This is a genomic window from Brevundimonas naejangsanensis DSM 23858 (assembly GCF_000421705.1).
Lineage (GTDB): Bacteria > Pseudomonadota > Alphaproteobacteria > Caulobacterales > Caulobacteraceae > Brevundimonas > Brevundimonas naejangsanensis.
Genome location: NZ_ATXN01000002.1, coordinates 721,752 through 737,924 on the forward strand (window position 1 = coordinate 721,752; position 16,173 = coordinate 737,924).

At 64.7% G+C, this 16,173-nt stretch carries 27 protein-coding genes; 2 read left to right on the forward strand and 25 right to left on the reverse strand.

Features of this window, described 5'->3' with window-relative positions:
• Window positions 1-10: 10 nt before the first annotated feature.
• The 22 genes from secY to rpsJ form a co-directional block, all read right to left on the reverse strand.
• A complete protein-coding gene (gene secY, locus H556_RS0103675) occupies window positions 11-1,387 on the reverse strand; it encodes a preprotein translocase subunit SecY (RefSeq protein WP_024353164.1) in 1,377 nt (458 codons plus the stop codon).
• A gap of 159 nt (window positions 1,388-1,546) precedes the next feature.
• Entirely contained in the window at window positions 1,547-2,140 is a 594-nt protein-coding gene (gene rplO / locus H556_RS0103680) for a 50S ribosomal protein L15 (protein WP_024353165.1), read from the reverse strand.
• 161 nt (window positions 2,141-2,301) lie between these two features.
• Window positions 2,302-2,496 (reverse strand): 50S ribosomal protein L30, encoded by a 195-nt coding sequence (gene rpmD, locus H556_RS0103685; RefSeq protein WP_024353166.1) that lies wholly within the window; start codon window positions 2,494-2,496, stop codon window positions 2,302-2,304.
• Between the two features lie 3 nt (window positions 2,497-2,499).
• The gene (gene rpsE / locus H556_RS0103690; protein ID WP_024353167.1) at window positions 2,500-3,099 is read right to left on the reverse strand and encodes a 30S ribosomal protein S5; all 600 of its coding nucleotides are present in this window, start codon (window positions 3,097-3,099) and stop codon (window positions 2,500-2,502) included.
• 13 nt (window positions 3,100-3,112) lie between these two features.
• Window positions 3,113-3,469 carry a 50S ribosomal protein L18 gene (gene rplR, locus H556_RS0103695; protein WP_003170019.1) on the reverse strand — a complete coding sequence of 119 codons (357 nt, stop codon included), beginning with the start codon at window positions 3,467-3,469 and terminating at the stop codon, window positions 3,113-3,115.
• Between the two features lie 3 nt (window positions 3,470-3,472).
• A complete protein-coding gene (gene rplF, locus H556_RS0103700; RefSeq protein ID WP_024353168.1) occupies window positions 3,473-4,006 on the reverse strand; it encodes a 50S ribosomal protein L6 in 534 nt (177 codons plus the stop codon).
• Between the two features lies 1 nt (window position 4,007).
• A complete protein-coding gene (rpsH, locus tag H556_RS0103705) occupies window positions 4,008-4,406 on the reverse strand; it encodes a 30S ribosomal protein S8 (RefSeq protein ID WP_003170021.1) in 399 nt (132 codons plus the stop codon).
• A 15-nt stretch (window positions 4,407-4,421) separates the two neighbouring features.
• A complete protein-coding gene (gene rpsN / locus H556_RS0103710) occupies window positions 4,422-4,727 on the reverse strand; it encodes a 30S ribosomal protein S14 (RefSeq protein ID WP_003170022.1) in 306 nt (101 codons plus the stop codon).
• 19 nt (window positions 4,728-4,746) lie between these two features.
• Window positions 4,747-5,304, reverse strand: a complete 558-nt coding sequence (gene rplE / locus H556_RS0103715; RefSeq protein WP_024353169.1) for a 50S ribosomal protein L5 — start codon at window positions 5,302-5,304, stop codon at window positions 4,747-4,749.
• A complete protein-coding gene (gene rplX, locus H556_RS0103720; protein ID WP_003170025.1) occupies window positions 5,304-5,612 on the reverse strand; it encodes a 50S ribosomal protein L24 in 309 nt (102 codons plus the stop codon). Before rplX ends, rplE begins: the two co-directional genes overlap by 1 nt.
• Window position 5,613: 1 nt before the next feature.
• Window positions 5,614-5,982 carry a 50S ribosomal protein L14 gene (gene rplN, locus H556_RS0103725; protein ID WP_003164378.1) on the reverse strand — a complete coding sequence of 123 codons (369 nt, stop codon included), beginning with the start codon at window positions 5,980-5,982 and terminating at the stop codon, window positions 5,614-5,616.
• Window positions 5,983-6,000: 18 nt separating this feature from the next.
• Window positions 6,001-6,243, reverse strand: coding sequence for a 30S ribosomal protein S17 (gene rpsQ, locus H556_RS0103730; RefSeq protein ID WP_003164377.1), 243 nt, complete (start codon window positions 6,241-6,243; stop codon window positions 6,001-6,003).
• Between the two features lie 10 nt (window positions 6,244-6,253).
• Window positions 6,254-6,451 carry a 50S ribosomal protein L29 gene (gene rpmC / locus H556_RS0103735; RefSeq protein WP_003164376.1) on the reverse strand — a complete coding sequence of 66 codons (198 nt, stop codon included), beginning with the start codon at window positions 6,449-6,451 and terminating at the stop codon, window positions 6,254-6,256.
• Complete coding sequence (rplP, locus tag H556_RS0103740; RefSeq protein WP_003164375.1) at window positions 6,451-6,888, reverse strand: 50S ribosomal protein L16; 438 nt, start codon at window positions 6,886-6,888, stop codon at window positions 6,451-6,453. Before rplP ends, rpmC begins: the two co-directional genes overlap by 1 nt.
• A 6-nt stretch (window positions 6,889-6,894) precedes the next feature.
• A complete protein-coding gene (rpsC, locus tag H556_RS0103745; protein WP_003170027.1) occupies window positions 6,895-7,641 on the reverse strand; it encodes a 30S ribosomal protein S3 in 747 nt (248 codons plus the stop codon).
• Complete coding sequence (gene rplV / locus H556_RS0103750; protein WP_024353170.1) at window positions 7,641-8,021, reverse strand: 50S ribosomal protein L22; 381 nt, start codon at window positions 8,019-8,021, stop codon at window positions 7,641-7,643. The genes rpsC and rplV overlap by 1 nt, the downstream gene beginning before the upstream one ends.
• Window positions 8,022-8,024: 3 nt before the next feature.
• Window positions 8,025-8,303 (reverse strand): 30S ribosomal protein S19, encoded by a 279-nt coding sequence (rpsS, locus tag H556_RS0103755; RefSeq protein ID WP_003164372.1) that lies wholly within the window; start codon window positions 8,301-8,303, stop codon window positions 8,025-8,027.
• A 2-nt stretch (window positions 8,304-8,305) separates the two neighbouring features.
• Window positions 8,306-9,142 carry a 50S ribosomal protein L2 gene (gene rplB, locus H556_RS0103760; RefSeq protein ID WP_024353171.1) on the reverse strand — a complete coding sequence of 279 codons (837 nt, stop codon included), beginning with the start codon at window positions 9,140-9,142 and terminating at the stop codon, window positions 8,306-8,308.
• 4 nt (window positions 9,143-9,146) lie between these two features.
• Complete coding sequence (locus tag H556_RS0103765; protein ID WP_003170030.1) at window positions 9,147-9,452, reverse strand: 50S ribosomal protein L23; 306 nt, start codon at window positions 9,450-9,452, stop codon at window positions 9,147-9,149.
• The gene (gene rplD / locus H556_RS0103770) at window positions 9,452-10,090 is read right to left on the reverse strand and encodes a 50S ribosomal protein L4 (protein WP_024353172.1); all 639 of its coding nucleotides are present in this window, start codon (window positions 10,088-10,090) and stop codon (window positions 9,452-9,454) included. Before rplD ends, H556_RS0103765 begins: the two co-directional genes overlap by 1 nt.
• Entirely contained in the window at window positions 10,090-10,836 is a 747-nt protein-coding gene (rplC, locus tag H556_RS0103775; protein ID WP_003170032.1) for a 50S ribosomal protein L3, read from the reverse strand. The genes rplD and rplC overlap by 1 nt, the downstream gene beginning before the upstream one ends.
• 23 nt (window positions 10,837-10,859) lie before the next feature.
• Window positions 10,860-11,165: a 30S ribosomal protein S10 gene (rpsJ, locus tag H556_RS0103780; RefSeq protein WP_003164367.1), complete on the reverse strand. Its 306-nt coding sequence runs from the start codon at window positions 11,163-11,165 to the stop codon at window positions 10,860-10,862.
• Window positions 11,166-11,748: 583 nt separating this feature from the next.
• Between rpsJ and H556_RS0103785 the strand changes: the two genes are divergently transcribed.
• Window positions 11,749-12,507, forward strand: a complete 759-nt coding sequence (locus H556_RS0103785) for an outer membrane protein (RefSeq protein WP_024353173.1) — start codon at window positions 11,749-11,751, stop codon at window positions 12,505-12,507.
• Window positions 12,508-12,664: 157 nt separating this feature from the next.
• On the opposite strand, the gene H556_RS0103790 is transcribed toward H556_RS0103785, so the two are convergent.
• The 3 genes from H556_RS0103790 to H556_RS0103800 form a co-directional block, all read right to left on the reverse strand.
• Entirely contained in the window at window positions 12,665-13,561 is an 897-nt protein-coding gene (locus H556_RS0103790) for a GIN domain-containing protein (protein WP_024353174.1), read from the reverse strand.
• 86 nt (window positions 13,562-13,647) lie between these two features.
• The gene (locus H556_RS0103795; RefSeq protein ID WP_024353175.1) at window positions 13,648-14,580 is read right to left on the reverse strand and encodes a cupin-like domain-containing protein; all 933 of its coding nucleotides are present in this window, start codon (window positions 14,578-14,580) and stop codon (window positions 13,648-13,650) included.
• A gap of 36 nt (window positions 14,581-14,616) precedes the next feature.
• Window positions 14,617-15,750 (reverse strand): GNAT family N-acetyltransferase, encoded by a 1,134-nt coding sequence (locus H556_RS0103800; RefSeq protein WP_024353176.1) that lies wholly within the window; start codon window positions 15,748-15,750, stop codon window positions 14,617-14,619.
• Between the two features lie 149 nt (window positions 15,751-15,899).
• Here H556_RS0103800 and H556_RS16445 point away from each other — a divergent pair, with 149 nt between their 5' ends.
• On the forward strand, window positions 15,900-16,064 hold the full coding sequence (locus H556_RS16445) for a hypothetical protein (protein ID WP_169469163.1): 165 nt from the start codon (window positions 15,900-15,902) through the stop codon (window positions 16,062-16,064).
• Window positions 16,065-16,173 lie beyond the last annotated feature (109 nt).

A 16,173-nucleotide genomic window follows, 5' to 3' on the forward strand; every position in this document is an offset into this window, starting at 1 on the left:
CCCTACCCGATCAGCGACGGGCAGGAGCGGAACCGCCCCGGCCACGGCCGCGCAACTTGGCCTTCTTGATCAGCCCCTCATACTGGTGAGCCAGCAGGTGCGACTGAATCTGGGCGACAGTGTCCATCGTCACCGAGACCACGATCAAGATAGACGTTCCGCCAAAGTACAGGCTGTTCCCCAGGCTGCTGACCAGGAACTCCGGCAGCAGACAGACGGCGGTGATATAGGCGGCGCCGATCACCGTCAGGCGCGTCAGGACATAGTCCAGATACTCGGCCGTGCGCTTGCCCGGACGGATGCCCGGCAGGAAGCCGCCGTACTTGCGCAGGTTCTCGGCCGTGTCCTCGGGGTTGAAGGTGATCGAGGTGTAGAAGAAGCAGAAGAAGATGATCAGGACGGCGTACAGCACCATGAAGACGGGCTTGCCGTGCGTCAGCTGCGCCGTCACCAGCGGCAGCCAACTCATCCATTCCGGCAGATTCGCGTTCGCCGTGAACTGAGCCACCGTCGTCGGCAGCATCAGCAGCGACGAAGCGAAGATGGCCGGGATCACGCCTGCGGTGTTGACCTTCAGCGGCAGGAAGCTGCGCTCGCCGCCGGTCATGCGGTTGCCTTCCTGGCGCTTCGGATACTGGATCAGAAGACGGCGCTGGGCGCGCTCCATAAAGACGATGAAGACGATGACCGCCACCGCCATGATGGCGATGAAGAACAGGGTGAAGGCCGACATCTGACCCTGCTGGGCCAGGCCCAGCATCCGCGCCACCGTCGACGGCAGAACCGCCACGATGCCCGCGAAGATGATCAGGGAGATGCCGTTGCCGACGCCGCGCGCCGTCACCTGCTCGCCCAGCCACATCAGGAACATGGTGCCGCCGGTCAGGACGGTGACCGTCGAAATGATGAAGAACAGACCGGGCTGGTCGATCAGGCCGGGCTGGGCGTTCAGGCCCACCGCGATGCCGAAGGACTGGGCCAGGGCCAGGAACACCGTCAGATAGCGAGTGTACTGGTTCAGCTGCTTGCGACCCGACTCGCCGCCTTCCTTCTTCAGCTTCTCCCACGGCGGATAGACCGCGCCCATCAGCTGGACGATGATCGACGCCGAGATGTAGGGCATCACGTTCAGAGCGAACACGGCCATGCGCTCGACAGCGCCGCCCGAGAACATGTTGAACATGTCCAGGATGCCGCGTTGGCCATCCGGATTCTGGAAGAAGGCCAGGAAGGCCTCGCCATTGATCCCAGGGATCGGAACATAGGTGCCGATCCGATAGACCAGCAGCGCGCCCAGCGTGAACAGCAGGCGCTTGTGCAGCTCGGTCGCTTTCGCGAACGAGCCGATGTTCATATTGGCAGCAAGTTGTTCAGCGGCCGAAGCCATCAGGCGCTCCCCACACGGTCACCATTAGTCATGCCCGTGCTCAGATAGGCGGAAAGCGGCGCTCTTGCGAGGGCCGCTTTCGGAAAATCGTCATCCCGTTCCGGACCTTCCCGGCGAAGGCGCGAGAGTCGCGCCCCCGTCGGGATGACGATATCGGATTTAGGCCTTGGCCGCGGCGCGCTTGGCGCGAGCCGAGATCTTGTTGGCGTCGCCCAGCGGAGCCTTCGGCGCCGGGGCCTTGCCGCGAGCCGCATTGCGCTTCTCGAGACGGGCCGCAGCCTTGGCTTCAGCTTCGATGCGCTCCTGCTTGACCGAACCGCCGGCGGCTTCCACCGCCTTGATGGCGCCGGCCGAGGCCGACCAGACCACCAGGTTCAGCTTGGCCTTCAGTTCACCTTCGCCCAGCACGCGCACGCCGTCCTTGACGCGGCGGATCACGCCGGCGGCGACCAGGGCCGCGCCGTTGATCTCGGCCTTGGCGTCCAGCTTGCCGCCGTCGATGGCCTCTTGCAGGCGCCACAGGTTGACTTCAGCCAGCTTCGGCGCGTTCGGCACGTTAAAGCCGCGCTTCGGCATACGCATGTACAGCGGCATCTGGCCGCCTTCGAAGCCGACCTTGCCGCCGCCCGAACGCGAGTTCTGGCCCTTGACGCCGCGACCAGCGGTCTTGCCCTTGCCCGAGCCCGGGCCACGGCCGACGCGCATGCGCTTCTTGGTTGCGCCTTCGTTGTCGCGGATTTCGTTCAGTTTCATTGCCTGATCCTTTCGGGTTCTAGCGCCAGGTCCGCTAGGCGGTCCTGACTCGGCGTTGTAAAAATGAAGGGTCGCTGATTAAGCGACCCGCGTCTGCATCGCAAGATGCTTCTTCACAAAGCGAAACGCCCTCCCCCGCGAACGGGAGAGGGCGAAGCGTCTTATTTCTCGACCACTTCCACCATGTGGGCGACCTTGGCGATCATCCCACGGACGGAGGGGGTGTCTTCCAGGGTCGACTCACGGCCGATCTGGTTGAGACCCAGGCCCACCAGGGTGGCGCGCTGATCGCCCTTGCGGCGGATCGGGCTCGCCGTCTGACGGACGGTCACAGTCTTCTTTTCGGTCTTGGCCATCTATCAGCCCTCCACGGCTTCCGGCGCCGAAGCGCCGTCATTGCGGCGGCCCATCAGGTCGGACACCTTCTTGCCCCGCTTGGAGGCGATCTGGCGCGGCGACGACTGGACCTTCAGAGCTTCGAAGGTGGCGCGGATCATGTTGTAGGGGTTCGACGAGCCGGTCGACTTGCCCACGACGTCCTGGACGCCGAGGGTTTCGAGGACTGCACGCATCGGACCGCCCGCGATGACGCCGGTGCCCGGAGGCGCCGCACGCATCATGATCTTGCCAGCGCCCCAACGGCCGTTGCCGTCGTGGTGCAGGGTGCGGTTCTCGCGCAGCGGAACCTTGATCATGGTCTTCTTCGCTTCTTCGGTCGCCTTGCGGATGGCTTCCGGCACTTCGCGCGCCTTGCCATGACCGAAGCCGACGCGGCCCTTGCCGTCGCCGACGACCATCAGGGCCGCGAACGAGAACCGGCGGCCGCCTTTGACGGTGGCGGCGACGCGGTTGATGTGCACCAGCTTCTCGACGATGTCCGAATCCGGACCATCAACGGGAGCGTTGCGGTTGTCGCGACGGTTGCGGTCGCCGCCGCCGCGTTGGGGTTCACGAGCCATGCTTGCCGTTCCCTTAGAAGTTCAGGCCGGCTTCGCGCGCGGCTTCCGCCAGCGCCTTGACCCGGCCGTGATAGATGTAGCCGCCACGATCGAAGACGACGTCGGTGACGCCCTTCTCGATGGCGCGCTCGGCGATCAGCTTGCCGATCTTGGCAGCGGCTGCGACGTCCGAACCCTTGGACCCCTTGCCGCCTTCCAGCGACGAGGCGGAGGCCACCGTGACGCCCTGGGCGTCGTCGATGATCTGGGCCGAGATGTTCTTGTCCGACCGGTGAACCGACAGACGCAGGCGACCGTTGGCGACAGCCTTCAGGCGGCGGCGAGTGCGCTCGGCGCGGCGCTTGGCTTGTTGTTGAAGAGAGAGAGCCATGACTTACTTCTTCTTGCCTTCCTTGCGCCGGACGAATTCGCCCTGATAGCGCACGCCCTTGCCCTTATACGGCTCCGGCGGACGCATCTTGCGGATGACTGCGGCGATTTCACCAACGACCTGCTTGTCGGCGCCCGAGATCTTGATCTCGGTCTGCTTCGGAACAGCGAAGGTGACGCCTTCCGGCGGAGCGATGTCGACGTCGTGCGAGAAGCCGAGCTGCAGCGAGAGATCCTTGCCCTTCAGGGCGGCGCGGTAACCGACGCCGACCAGTTCCAGGGTCTTCTCGAAGCCGTCGGTCACGCCGGTCACCATGTTGGCGACCAGGGTGCGCGACAGGCCCCACATGGCCTTGGCGCGCTGCGTGTCCGAACGCGGGGTCAGCGACAGTTCGTCGCCTTCCTGCTTGACTTCGATCTCTTCGGCGACGGTCCAGGAGCGTTCGCCCTTCGGACCCTTCACGGTGATGTCCTGGCCGTTGAGCGTGACGGTCACGCCCTTCGGCACAGCGATGGTTTTCTTGCCGATACGAGACATATCAGTAGACCCTGCAGAGGACTTCGCCGCCGACGTTAGCGTCGCGGGCGGCGGCGTCGGACATGACGCCCTTCGAAGTCGAAAGGATCGAGATGCCGAGGCCGTTCTTGACCGGCTTCAGATCGCCGATGGCCGAATAGACGCGACGGCCGGGTTTCGACACGCGGGCGATCTCGGCGATCACCGGCTGGCCGTCGAAGTATTTCAGCTCGATCTCGAACTGCGGGAATTCGCCGGGGTTCTGAACCAGCGAATAGCCGCGGATGTAGCCCTCGTCCTGCAGCACGTCCAGGACGCGCTGGCGCAGGCGGGAAGCCGGGGTGAGCACCGACGAACGCTTGCGGGTGGCCGCGTTCTTGATGCGAGCGATCATGTCGCTCAGGGGATCGTTGATCATCATGTCTGTTCGCTCCCCTTACCAGCTCGACTTCGTCAGGCCGGGGATCTGACCCATGTTGCCCAGCTCACGCAGGGCGACACGGCTCATCTTGAGCTTGCGGTAATAAGCCCGCGGACGACCCGTCACTTCGCAACGGTTGCGAATGCGGCTCGGAGCCGAGTTGCGCGGCAGGGCCGCCAGCTTCAGGCGCGCGTCGAAACGCTCCTCAAGCGGCAGGCTCTCGTCGTTGGCGATAGCCTTCAGGGCGTCCCGCTTCGCGGCATACTTCGCAACCAGGGCCTTGACGGCTTCGTTGCGGTTTACGGCGCTTTTCTTAGCCATTGTTCTCTTCCCTTCCCGCTCAGTTCACGAACGGGAACTTGAACTCGGTGAGGAGAGCCTTGGCTTCCTCATCGGTCTTGGCCGTGGTGCAGACGATGATGTCCATGCCCCACATCTGGTCGATCTGGTCGTAGTTGATCTCGGGGAACACGATGTGCTCCTTCAGACCCGTGGCGTAGTTGCCGCGACCGTCGAACGAGGTGCCCTTCAGGCCACGGAAGTCCTTCACGCGCGGCAGGGCGATCGTGATGAAGCGGTCCAGGAACTCGTACATCTGGGCGCCACGCAGGGTGACCTTCCCGCCGATGATCATGCCTTCGCGCAGCTTGAAGCCGGCGATGGAGTTACGAGCCTTGGTCGGCACGGCCTTCTGACCGGCGATGGCCGTCAGGTCCTTGAGGGCCGCAGTGGCCTTCTTGGAGTCCGCGACGGCTTCACCGATGCCCATGTTCAGGACGATCTTGTCCAGCTTGGGGATCTGCATCTCGTTCGTGTAGCCGAACTTTTCCTTCAGGGCGCCGCGGATGCGGTCCTGATAGTCGGTCTTGAGACGCGGCGTGTACTTGGTGTCGGCCATCAGATGACGTCTCCCGTCGACTTGGCGAAGCGGACCTTCTTGTCCCCCTCGACCTTGAAGCCCACGCGGGTCGCCTTGCCGTTGGCGTCGGCGATCGCGACGTTCGACAGGTGAAGCGAGGCTTCCTTGTGCTTGATGCCGCCTTGCGGGTCAGCCTGGGTCGGGCGCGTGTGGCGCTGGACCATGTTGACGCCTTGCACGACGACGCGGTTCTCGGTCGGCAGGACCTGCAGCACCTGGCCGGTGCGGCCCTTGTCCTTGCCGGTCAGGACGACGACCTTGTCGCCCTTTTTGATCTTGGCGGCCATGTTACAGGACCTCCGGAGCCAGCGAGATGATCTTCATGTGGTTCTTGGCGCGCAGCTCGCGCGGAACCGGGCCGAAGATACGGGTGCCGACAGGCTCGTTTTGCTTGTTGACGATGACGGCGGCCGACTTGTCGAAACGGATGACAGAGCCGTCCTTGCGTTGGATGTCCTTAGCGGTGCGCACGACGATGGCGCGAACGACGTCGCCCTTCTTCACGCGGCCGCGCGGAATCGCTTCCTTCACCGAGGCGACGATGGTGTCGCCGATCGAGGCGTAGCGGCGCTTGGAGCCGCCCAACACCTTGATGCACATGACCCGGCGAGCGCCCGAGTTATCGGCGACCTCCAGGTTAGTTTGCATCTGGATCATGGGATCCGATCCTTCTTCTTACGAAGCCGAAGACGGGGAAATGATTTCCCAGCGCTTCAACTTGGACTTGGGGGCGCATTCGATGATGCGCGCGATATCGCCGACTTTGAGAGCGTTAGCTTCATCGTGGGCGTGGTAGTTCTTGGACTTACGAACCGTCTTGCGGAGCAGCGGGTGCAGCAGGGTGCGCTCGACCTTCACGACGACGGTCTTGTCGCCCTTGTCGGAGACGACCACGCCTTCAAGAATGCGTTTGGGCATCGGTGTTTCCTTACGAGGCCGCACGCTTCTCGCGCAGAAGCGTCGAGATGCGAGCGATGTCCTTGCGCACTTCCGAGACCCGGTGGGTCTTTTCCATCTGGCCGGTGGCGGCCTGGAAGCGCAGGTTGAACTGTTCCTTCTTGAGCTTCAGCAGCTCGTCGGACAGTTGGTCGACGGTTTGCGACCGGAGATCGGCGATCTTGGTCATTAGGCGGCTTGCTCCGTAACGATGCCGGCGTCCAGGCGGGTGACCACCTTGGTGCGGATCGGCAGCTTGGCGGCGCCGAGGCGCAGCGCTTCACGAGCCACGTCGTCCGGCACGCCGTCGATTTCGAACATGATGCGGCCAGGAGCCACGCGAGCGGCCCAGTGGTCCACCGCGCCCTTGCCCTTACCCATCCGCACTTCGGCCGGCTTGCCGGAAACCGGCACGTCGGGGAAGATACGGATCCAGACGCGGCCCTGACGCTTCATCTGACGGGTGATCGCGCGGCGAGCCGCTTCGATCTGACGCGCCGTGATGCGCTCCGGCTCGACGGCCTTCAGACCGTAGGAGCCGAAGTTCAGCGAGAAACCACCCTTGGACGAGCCGTGGATGCGGCCCTTGAAGGCCTTGCGGTATTTGGTCTTTTTCGGTTGCAACATGGCCTATCAGCCCTCACGACCACGGCGCGGACCGCGATCACCGCGGGGGCCGCGCTCACGGCCTTCGTTGGACGACGGACCCGAGGCTTCCTGGGCCCAGCGCTTGTCCTGGGCCATCGGGTCGTGCTCGAGCACTTCACCCTTAAACACCCAGACCTTCACGCCAATGATGCCGTAGGTCGTCTTGGCTTCATAGAAGCCGTAGTCGATGTCGGCGCGCAGGGTGTGCAGCGGCACGCGACCTTCGCGGTACCACTCCATACGAGCGATTTCGGCGCCGCCCAGACGGCCCGAGACGTTGATGCGGACACCCTTGGCGCCCAGGCGCATGGCCGACTGCATCGAACGCTTCATGGCGCGGCGGAACGCGATACGGCGTTCCAGCTGCTGAGCGATGTTCTCGGCGATCAGCTGAGCGTCGGTTTCCGGCTTGCGGACCTCGACGATGTTCAGGTGAACTTCGCCTTCGGTGCGGGCCGCGATGTCCTTGCGCAGCTTCTCGATGTCAGCGCCCTTCTTGCCGATCACGACACCCGGACGGGCGGCGTAGATCGTCACGCGGCACTTCTTGTGCGGACGCTCGATGATGATGCGCGACACGCCGGCGGCCGACAGGCGTTCCTTCAGCCACGTGCGCAGCTTCAGGTCCTGGTGGAGCAGTTTGGCGTAGTCGGCGCCGCCGGCGAACCAGCGGCTGTCCCACGTGCGGTTCACGCCGAGGCGCAGACCGATCGGATTGATTTTCTGACCCATCAGGCGGCCTCACCTGCTTCGCGAACCACGATGGTGATTTCGCTGAACGGTTTCAGGATGCGCGACGAGCGGCCGCGAGCACGGCTCGCGAAACGCTTCATCACCAGGTTCTTGCCCACGAAGGCCTCGGCGACGACCAGGTTGTCGATGTCGAGGTTGTGGTTGTTCTCGGCGTTCGAGACGGCCGAGTACAGGACCTTGCGGACGTCGCCGGCGATGCGCTTGCGGCTGAATTCCAGCTCGTTGAGAGCCTTCTGCACCGGCAGGCCGCGGATCGATTGGGCCACCAGGTTCAGCTTCTGAGGGCTGATGCGGACGTTGACCAGCTTGGCGCGGGCCTCGGTCGTCGCAACGCGACGGGGGTTCTTGGTCTGGGCCATGGATTACTTCCTCTTGGCCTTCTTGTCCGCCGCGTGGCCCGGGAAGTTCCGGGTCGGGGCGAACTCGCCGAACTTCATGCCGACCATTTCTTCGGAGACCGACACCGGCACATGCTTCTGGCCGTTGTGGACGCCGAACGTCAGACCGACGAACTGCGGCAGGATGGTGGAGCGGCGCGACCAGGTCTTGATCACGTCCTTGCGGCCCGACGATTGAGCGGCGTCGGCCTTCTTGAGCAGATACCCGTCGACAAACGGGCCTTTCCAGGAGGAGCGGGCCATTCTTAGCGAGCCTTCTTCACGTGACGGCTACGGATGATGAACTTATCCGTCGCCTTGTTCTTGCGGGTACGAGAGCCCTTGGTGTCCTTGCCCCACGGCGTAACCGGGGTACGACCACCAGAGGTCCGGCCTTCACCACCACCATGCGGGTGGTCGATCGGGTTCATGGCGACGCCGCGAACGTGCGGACGCCAGCCCATGTGACGCTTGCGACCGGCCTTGCCCAGGTTCTGGTTCATGTGCTCGGGGTTCGACACGGCGCCGACCACGGCCAGGCACGAGTCCAGAACCATGCGCAGCTCGCCCGAGCCCAGACGGATCTGAGCGTAGCCCTGGTCGCGACCGACCAGTTGAGCGTAGGCGCCGGCCGAACGGGCCAGCTGAGCGCCCTTGCCCGGCTTCATCTCCACGTTGTGGATGATGGTGCCGACCGGCATGGAGCGCAGGGGCATGGCGTTGCCCGGCTTCACGTCGACCTTCTCACCCGCGACGATGGTGTCGCCGGCGTGCAGGCGCTGAGGCGCGATGATGTAGGTCTTCTCGCCGTCGGCGTAGTTCACCAGAGCGATGAAGGCGGTGCGGTTCGGGTCGTATTCCAGACGCTCGACCGTGCCGACCACGTCGAACTTGCGACGCTTGAAGTCGATCTTGCGGTACAGCTTCTTGGCGCCGCCGCCGCGGAAGCGGACAGCGATACGACCGCCCTGACCGCGACCGCCCGACTTGGTCAGGCCTTCGGTCAGCGACTTCTCCGGGCGGCCCTTGTGCAGCTCGGAGCGGTCGACCAGCACCAGGGCGCGGCGGCCCGGCGACGTCGGATTGTAATGCTTCAGAGCCATGGTCTTAGAGCCCCGTCGTGACGTCGATCGACTGACCATCGGCCAGCGTCACGATCGCTTTCTTGATGTCCACGCGGCGACCGAGGATGCCCCGGAAGCGCTTGGTCTTGCCCTTTTGAACCAGGGTGTTGACCTTGAGGACGTTGACTTTGAACAGGCTTTCGACCGCAGCGGCGATCTCGTCCTTGGTCGCCGTGCCGGCGACGCGGAACACGACCTTGTTCTGCTCCGACAGGATCGTGGCCTTCTCGGTGATCACCGGAGCCAGGATGGTGTCGTAGTGCTTGGCGGTGGGTTGAGCGGCGGCCATTATGCGGCTTCCTTCTCAGCGAAGCGGGCCTCGATCGCCTCGACGGCGGCCTTGGTCAGCACCAGTTTGTCCGCCCGCAGGATGTCATAGACGTTCAGGCCGGCGTTCGGCAGCACGTCGATGTGCGGGATGTTGCGAGCCGCCAGGCCGAAGTTGGCTTCGACTTCCGGACCCGCGATGATCAGAGCCTTGCTCCAGCCCAGCTTGCCGAAGGTTTCGCGCAGAGCGGCCGTCTTCGGCTCCTTGACCGAGACGCTGTCGACAACGACCAGATCGCCGGCCTTAACCTTGGACGACAGGGCGTGCTTCAGCGCCAGGGCGCGGACCTTTTTCGGCAGCGAGAAGCCGTGGTCGCGGACGACCGGGCCGAACGCCGGCGAACCGCCGACGAACTGGGGCGCACGACGCGAGCCGTGACGGGCGCCGCCCGTGCCCTTCTGCTTGTACATCTTCTTGCCCGTACGAGAGTTCTCGTTGCGGGTTTGAACCTTGTGGGTGCCGGCGCGGCGCTTGGCCAGCTGCCAGTTGACGTAGCGGGCCAGCAGGTCGCCGCGGATGTCGGAGATGCCGAAAACGGCGTCCGACAGCTCAACGTCGCCAGCAGCCTTGCCGTCGAGTTTGATGACCGAGAGTTTCATTACGCTTCACCGCCTTCGGTCGCTTCCACGGCCGGAGCTTCTTCAGCCGGCGTCGAAGCGGGTTGAGCAGCGGCCGACTTGACGGCGCCCGGGAACGGGGCATCCGACGGACGGGCCTTCTTGATGGCGTCGCTGATCTTGACGTAGGCGCCATCGTGACCCGGGACGGCGCCCTTGATCAGGATCAGGCCACGTTCGGCGTCGACGCGGACGACGGTCAGGTTCTGGGTGGTGACGACTTCCTGGCCCAGGTGGCCGGCCATCTTCTTACCCTTGAAGACCTTGCCCGGATCCTGACGCTGGCCGGTCGAACCGTGCGAGCGGTGCGAAATCGACACGCCGTGCGAAGCACGCAGACCGCCGAAATTCCAGCGCTTCATGGCGCCGGCAAAGCCCTTACCAATGGTATGGCCCTGGATGTCGACCTTTTGACCCGCGAGGAAGTGGTCGGCCGACAGTTCGGCGCCCACGTCCAGCAGGGCGTCTTCGCCCACGCGGAACTCAGTCACATAGGCCTTCGGCTCGACCTCGGCCTTCGCGAAAACTTCGCGTTGAGCCTTGGCCGTGTTCTTGGCCTTCTTAACGCCAGCGCCCAGCTGAAGGGCGACGTAGCCGTCGCGCTCCTTGGTACGTTGGCCGACGACTTGGCAGCCGTCGAGCTGGAGTACAGTGACCGGAACGTGTGCGCCGTCATCGGCGAACACGCGGGTCATCCCCAGCTTCTTGGCGATCACGCCCGTGCGCATGTCGGATCCCGCCTCTTTCTTTCTTAGATCTTGATCTCGACGTCCACGCCAGCGGACAGGTCGAGCTTCATGAGCGCGTCCACGGTCTGCGGGGTGGGGTCGACGATGTCGAGCACGCGTTTGTGCGTGCGGATTTCAAACTGCTCACGCGACTTCTTGTCGACGTGCGGCGAGCGGTTCACGGTGAACTTTTCGATCAGGGTCGGCAGCGGGATCGGACCACGAACGGTCGCGCCCGTGCGCTTGGCGGTGTTGACGATTTCGCGCGTCGAAAAGTCGAGGACGCGATGATCGAAGGCCTTGAGCCTGATGCGGATGCTTTGATCCATATCGGTTGTTATTCCCATGCGGCCGGAGCCGCGTCCCTGTGAACCATTTCAAAGACCGAAGCCCCGAGACGAAAACTCATCCCCAGGAAACGCAAATCCGCAAAAACGAGCGGCCCACGCAGTCCCCCGCGAAGGCCGTAAGTTCCCAAGAAGCTGCAAAGAACAGTAACTTAGGTCGTTCCTGCGGACCGCGTCTGCACCCGAAAGTACACAGCCGGTCCAACAAGAGGGGCGCTTATGCCCTCCGATTCCGTTTCCGTCAAGCGTGGAAATCCCCGCCCCGTCAGGGTTTGCGACTCACCGCCCGCGCTGCCCCCAGAAACGATGCGGCGCAACATAACACGGGCTGATTGTTAGGGACTACGGCCGGAAAGCGGCCATATGAACGCGCCGGAAAGGCGCCGCCGCAATGCTCGCCGTATACTGACGCACTTATGCCTCAATGCGTCACTTTTGGGCAACATCGCCCCCGATGTGACGAGGCCATGACATGTTTGTTACGGCAAAGGGCGAAACTGCGACCTATGTCTTGCCCATCGCCGGGCGGCTCAGCTTCCCGGCGGCAGTACATAAGGACAAAAAAATGAAAACCGTCTTTCTCGCTTCGGTCGCCGCCGCGACCCTGATCGCTGCTCCCGCCTTCGCCCAAGACGCCATCGGCTCGGCCGGCATCGCCTATAACTACGCCGACGTGGACGGCACGGACGTGAACCGCGGCGTCATCGACGGCACCGTCGCCTCGTCGGTGTTCGGCGACTGGACCGTGACCTTCAACGCTGAAGCCGCCTATACCGACGTCAAGCACGGTGGCGACGAAACCACCCTGGCCGGCGCCGTCCACCTGTCGAAGAAGGTCGAAGACATGCGCTTCGGCGGCTTCTACGGCGCTTCGGAACTGGGCGCGACCACGCTGAACACCTTCGGCCTGGAAGGCCAGAAGTACCTGGACCGCGCCACCCTGACGGGCGTCGTCTCGTACGGCACGGCTGCTGACGCCGACATCTGGACCGTGGCCGGCGACGCCGCCTTCTACGCCACGCCGCAACTGCGCCTGAGCGGCGGCGCCGCCTACACCAACGTCGACGCCGACAACATCTTCATCGGCGCCGGCGACGTGGACGCCTGGTCGGCTGGCGTGGCTGCCGAGTATCAGTTCGCCAACTCGCCGTACTCGGTCTTCGGCGGCTACGACTACGTCAAGTCCTCGGACCTGGACGTCGACGCCAACGTCTTCAAGATCGGCATGCGCTACAGCTTCGGCGGCGGTCTGCAAGCCCGCGACCAAGCCGGTGCCAACCTGGGCCGCACGCACAACGGCGTCGCCGCCCTGTTCGGCCACTAAGACGTCTGCGCGGTCCGCAAGGGCCGCATGGAACGACGAAACCCCGGCGGAGCGATCCGCCGGGGTTTTTGTTTGGCTCGCACCCGACTGAGGACGTGAAAAAAGGCCCGGAGGGTTCCACGCTCCCGGGCCTTTTCCTTAGAAACCTCGCGCGGCGTCAGCGGCCGATACGCAGGTCTCCTGATCCGACGATCGAGCGCGACACCCGGCCGGTCGCCTCAGCCACCCGGACATCGCCCGAACCGGCGATGGCCGCTGAAACATCGCCGGCCGTTCCCTCGAAGCGGACATCGCCCGAGCCGCCGATCGACACCTTGAGCGACGGAGCGCGCCCTGCGCGCACCCGCACCCCGCCGGAGCCGCCGATGGCGATTTCGGTTTCACCATCCACCCGGGCCACTTCAATACTGCCCGAGCCGCCGACATTGGCCTCCAGCCTGCCTGTCGCCCCCGCCAAGACCGATCCGGAGCCGCCGACCGATGCCTCCAGATTGCGGGAGGTCCCGGCGCGGATGCTGCCCGAGCCGCCGACCGACAGATCGACGTCGCCGTCGACGTTGGCCACAGTCCATGAGCCGCAGCCGCCAGAGCCAAGATCGACCGAGCGGGCGCCGCGTCCGATGGAGCCGAACACAGCCCCTCCCCCGTTAACGTCCACGTCGCGCGGCGTGCGCAGGACGATCATCGGCGCATCCTCCATCCGGATTCGTCCCTTGCCCCGCACCTCGACCGTGGCGCCGTCGCCGGGCTGGCGAGCGTCAGCCCGGCCGTTGTTGCACGAACCGATCAGGCCGCTGTTGAAGCCCATGCCGCGCGAACGACCCAGGCCTCCGTCGATGCGCACCTGATCGCCGCGTCGCTCGATACGCAGTTCCGGCAGATCGGCTGAGCCCTGGGTGATCTCCACCCCGACATCCGCCCGGTCTTCCGGAATGACGATCACACGCGCCACCGCATTGCGGATGGTCACTTCGGCGGCGAACGCCGGAGCCGCCAGAACGGCGGATGCGGCCAGGGCGGATCCCAAGGCAGCGGCGATAGCGGCGGGTTTCATCAGCGAGCTCTCCCTGTCTCTGTGTCCAGACGAAACTGAGGGCCCCACGCCGCAAAGTCAGTTTAAATCGAGGTCATGAACCCCTTTTAACCTTGGCCCCCCGCCGGCTCGGCGTTCAGTCGCCCGGCGCCGTCCACGGCGCCCGCCTCAGGCACGAAGTCACGCTCGAAGTTCTCCAGGCGGCTCTTCAGGGCGCCGGTCTTCTTCAGCAACACCGACGCCGCCCAGCGGGCGGCCAGTTCAGGCGTTCCCATCTGATCGGTCGAACGGGGCGCCCCTCCCCGGCTGCGCAGCACGGCGTTGGTATAGAGAGCGCCTCGTCTCAGTCGCGAACTCCAGGTCTGGAAGTCGACCGACAGGGAGACGCAGAACCGATCCAGATTCTCCACCCGATGCGGCGCAAAGAAGGGCCAGGTCAGCGCCTGGCCGGGTTCCAGGTCGATCGCCCGGGCGTCCTGTTCAAAGGCGCGGACATAGGGGATTTCCTCGGTCGTCTGCCGCGCGATCACCTGCTCCATGCTGCGCTCAGGCAGATGCGCCTCATCGCCCGGAAAGACGAACAGCCGCTTGCGGCCGCGCATGTGGAACAGGATCACCCCCGACGCGTCGAAATGATAGGGCACACGAGCCTTCGGCGACGACAGGATCAGCTGACCATTGCGGCTGACCGCCTTCAGGCCCGGATAGGCATCGCCCATGATCCGGTCGAACTCGGCCATTGTCGCCTGCCACAGCTCGGGCCAGCCGCGCTCGACGTCGCGCATATTGACCCACAACCGGCCCTGCTGGATCGCCTCCAGCAGTTCCGCCCCGTTCAGCCGCCCGCGAGCGCCCGTGCGCAGGCTGACCTGCCCTTCGTCGTCGTAGTCGTAGAGGTTGATGTCGAACAGATCCGCCGGATACCGGTCCAGCACTTCGGCCAGCGCCTGATCCTCGGCGAAGCCGTTGGCGACCAGGGTATGAGCATGGACTGCCGCCTGGCTGATCGGACCCGCATAACGCGTCATGGAAGCCGTCATTCCGTTTCCTCCTCTACCGGCCTGTCCGGCCGCCCTCTATTTCCGCACCATGTCGACGGCGGCGCGCAACGCCCCCGAAGCTCGGCCCGTCAAACTCGTTTCACACGCCTCGATCACGGCCCAGCGGCGCCGCGTACTGGTGCGCAGACGCTGCGCCCGCTCACGGCCCGCCAGGCCGACAGCGGCGCTCATCGTGGCGCACAGGGCCCTGGACACGCCGGGCCGGGCCACGACGCCTTCGACAGTCACCAGGCCGCCGTCATCGTAGTATTTCTTGTAGTAGCCGCCTACGCCGACGCCGTAGTCGAAGATCCGGTAACCCCGTTCGGACCCCAGCCGGATCGTCTCCTGCGTCAGCACTATGCCCGGCGACCAGCGCGCGACTTCCTGATTATAGACCGGGAACCACAGGTGGAAATGACGTCCCGCGTGCATGGAATATTCCATCGCCACCACGCGGCCATCGACACGCAGCACCGCCATCGACGCGCCGAAACCGTCTTCGCCCTCGCAGTCCATCAGGGCGTGCAGGACCTGACCGGTCCAGCCGCAGGCGAAAATGTCATGCAGCCCGGTGCGGCGATACTGCTCGCTCTTTTCGATGATCAGCCGCTCCAGCAGAGCGTGATCGTGGAGGCCGATCTCGATCTCTACCGTCTTGAAGGCGCCGTCCAGCCCCCGCCGCGAACGCTCCTTGTCCTTGAAGTATTTCGGAAAGGCTTTCCTGCGCCGCGCGTACCAGGCGTCGAAGCCGCCCTCATCCGGCACGACCGAGACGACGCTGTGATGGCGAGGCATCTGTTCCGGCGCTTCGCCGATCCAGGCGGCGGCGGCGAAGCGCGGTGCGCCCAGCAGGCGCGCCGCTTCCTGCATCGAGGGCTTCTGATTCTTGGGACCGATGACCCCGTGATAGTCGTTCATCGGCGCCGCCAGCGGCTGGATCGTCCCGCCCCGGCGCTGATGCGGATAATATCCGACGACGCGACCGTCCCGTTTGAAGACAGCCACGGCCGAGCCGGGACAGATCGCCCCCGCCGTGCGCGCGAACTCCCAACGGAAATAGGGGCTGCTCAGGTCGGGATCCGCGCGCGCCCAGCCATTCCACTGTGCGCCCTCATCGGGCGTCAGCTCGTCCAGGCTGCGGATTTCGACTGATAGTGGTCCCGACATGACGCTCCCTTCGGAACGATCAAAGCAAGTCCCGTTCCATCCCTGCCTGATAAGGCCAAGCTCTTGAGGCGGGGTTAGCGCGCAGTCGCGTTGGCGCAGAAACGGAGCCTCTTGTCGCCCCCGGCATTGTCTTCAGCAGGAGGTCCCTCATGACAACGCCCCGCCCCAAGGCACGCGAAACCGAGAACGAGAACCAGCGCCCAGACAAGGCCGGTCATCCGCCGCGCCCCGCGACCGAACCGAAAGGCGCCGAAGGCAGCAGCAACTCCGGCCGCACCGAAACCGACCCGGCGACAGGCGAGCCGAACAACTGAATGCAAAACGGCCCCCGGATCGCTCCAGGGGCCGCTCTGTTACGCTTTACTCTTGGCCTAACGCCCTTGCGGGCTGCTTGAGGCCATTACTGCGGCCTAACGCCCTTTC

What these genes read in the sequence shown, in the direction of transcription:
- rpsH (WP_003170021.1), bottom strand. Translation starts at nt 4,406, where the DNA reads ATGATGATCAACGATCCCCTGAGCGACATGATCGCTCGCATCAAGAAC.
- rplO (WP_024353165.1), bottom strand. Translation starts at nt 2,140, where the DNA reads ATGAAACTGAACGAAATCCGCGACAACGAAGGCGCAACCAAGAAGCGC.
- rplF (WP_024353168.1), bottom strand. Translation starts at nt 4,006, where the DNA reads ATGTCTCGTATCGGCAAGAAAACCATCGCTGTGCCGAAGGGCGTGACC.
- rpsQ (WP_003164377.1), bottom strand. Translation starts at nt 6,243, where the DNA reads ATGCCCAAACGCATTCTTGAAGGCGTGGTCGTCTCCGACAAGGGCGAC.
- rpsC (WP_003170027.1), bottom strand. Translation starts at nt 7,641, where the DNA reads ATGGGTCAGAAAATCAATCCGATCGGTCTGCGCCTCGGCGTGAACCGC.
- rpsE (WP_024353167.1), bottom strand. Translation starts at nt 3,099, where the DNA reads ATGGCTCGTGAACCCCAACGCGGCGGCGGCGACCGCAACCGTCGCGAC.
- H556_RS0103765 (WP_003170030.1), bottom strand. Translation starts at nt 9,452, where the DNA reads ATGGCCGCCGCTCAACCCACCGCCAAGCACTACGACACCATCCTGGCT.
- rplE (WP_024353169.1), bottom strand. Translation starts at nt 5,304, where the DNA reads ATGGCCGACACCAAGTACACGCCGCGTCTCAAGACCGACTATCAGGAC.
- rplX (WP_003170025.1), bottom strand. Translation starts at nt 5,612, where the DNA reads ATGGCCGCCAAGATCAAAAAGGGCGACAAGGTCGTCGTCCTGACCGGC.
- H556_RS0103795 (WP_024353175.1), bottom strand. Translation starts at nt 14,580, where the DNA reads ATGACGGCTTCCATGACGCGTTATGCGGGTCCGATCAGCCAGGCGGCA.
- rpsJ (WP_003164367.1), bottom strand. Translation starts at nt 11,165, where the DNA reads ATGGATCAAAGCATCCGCATCAGGCTCAAGGCCTTCGATCATCGCGTC.
- rplD (WP_024353172.1), bottom strand. Translation starts at nt 10,090, where the DNA reads ATGAAACTCTCGGTCATCAAACTCGACGGCAAGGCTGCTGGCGACGTT.
- rplV (WP_024353170.1), bottom strand. Translation starts at nt 8,021, where the DNA reads ATGGCCCAGACCAAGAACCCCCGTCGCGTTGCGACGACCGAGGCCCGC.
- rpsN (WP_003170022.1), bottom strand. Translation starts at nt 4,727, where the DNA reads ATGGCTAAGAAAAGCGCCGTAAACCGCAACGAAGCCGTCAAGGCCCTG.
- rplR (WP_003170019.1), bottom strand. Translation starts at nt 3,469, where the DNA reads ATGGCTCTCTCTCTTCAACAACAAGCCAAGCGCCGCGCCGAGCGCACT.
- rpmD (WP_024353166.1), bottom strand. Translation starts at nt 2,496, where the DNA reads ATGGCCAAGACCGAAAAGAAGACTGTGACCGTCCGTCAGACGGCGAGC.
- H556_RS16445 (WP_169469163.1), top strand. Translation starts at nt 15,900, where the DNA reads ATGACAACGCCCCGCCCCAAGGCACGCGAAACCGAGAACGAGAACCAG.
- rpmC (WP_003164376.1), bottom strand. Translation starts at nt 6,451, where the DNA reads ATGACCAAGATCGCCGATCTCCGGTCGCAAACCGTCGACCAACTGTCC.
- rplC (WP_003170032.1), bottom strand. Translation starts at nt 10,836, where the DNA reads ATGCGCACGGGCGTGATCGCCAAGAAGCTGGGGATGACCCGCGTGTTC.
- H556_RS0103790 (WP_024353174.1), bottom strand. Translation starts at nt 13,561, where the DNA reads ATGAAACCCGCCGCTATCGCCGCTGCCTTGGGATCCGCCCTGGCCGCA.
- H556_RS0103800 (WP_024353176.1), bottom strand. Translation starts at nt 15,750, where the DNA reads ATGTCGGGACCACTATCAGTCGAAATCCGCAGCCTGGACGAGCTGACG.
- rplB (WP_024353171.1), bottom strand. Translation starts at nt 9,142, where the DNA reads ATGGCTCTGAAGCATTACAATCCGACGTCGCCGGGCCGCCGCGCCCTG.
- H556_RS0103785 (WP_024353173.1), top strand. Translation starts at nt 11,749, where the DNA reads ATGAAAACCGTCTTTCTCGCTTCGGTCGCCGCCGCGACCCTGATCGCT.
- rplN (WP_003164378.1), bottom strand. Translation starts at nt 5,982, where the DNA reads ATGATCCAGATGCAAACTAACCTGGAGGTCGCCGATAACTCGGGCGCT.
- rpsS (WP_003164372.1), bottom strand. Translation starts at nt 8,303, where the DNA reads ATGGCCCGCTCCTCCTGGAAAGGCCCGTTTGTCGACGGGTATCTGCTC.
- secY (WP_024353164.1), bottom strand. Translation starts at nt 1,387, where the DNA reads ATGGCTTCGGCCGCTGAACAACTTGCTGCCAATATGAACATCGGCTCG.
- rplP (WP_003164375.1), bottom strand. Translation starts at nt 6,888, where the DNA reads ATGTTGCAACCGAAAAAGACCAAATACCGCAAGGCCTTCAAGGGCCGC.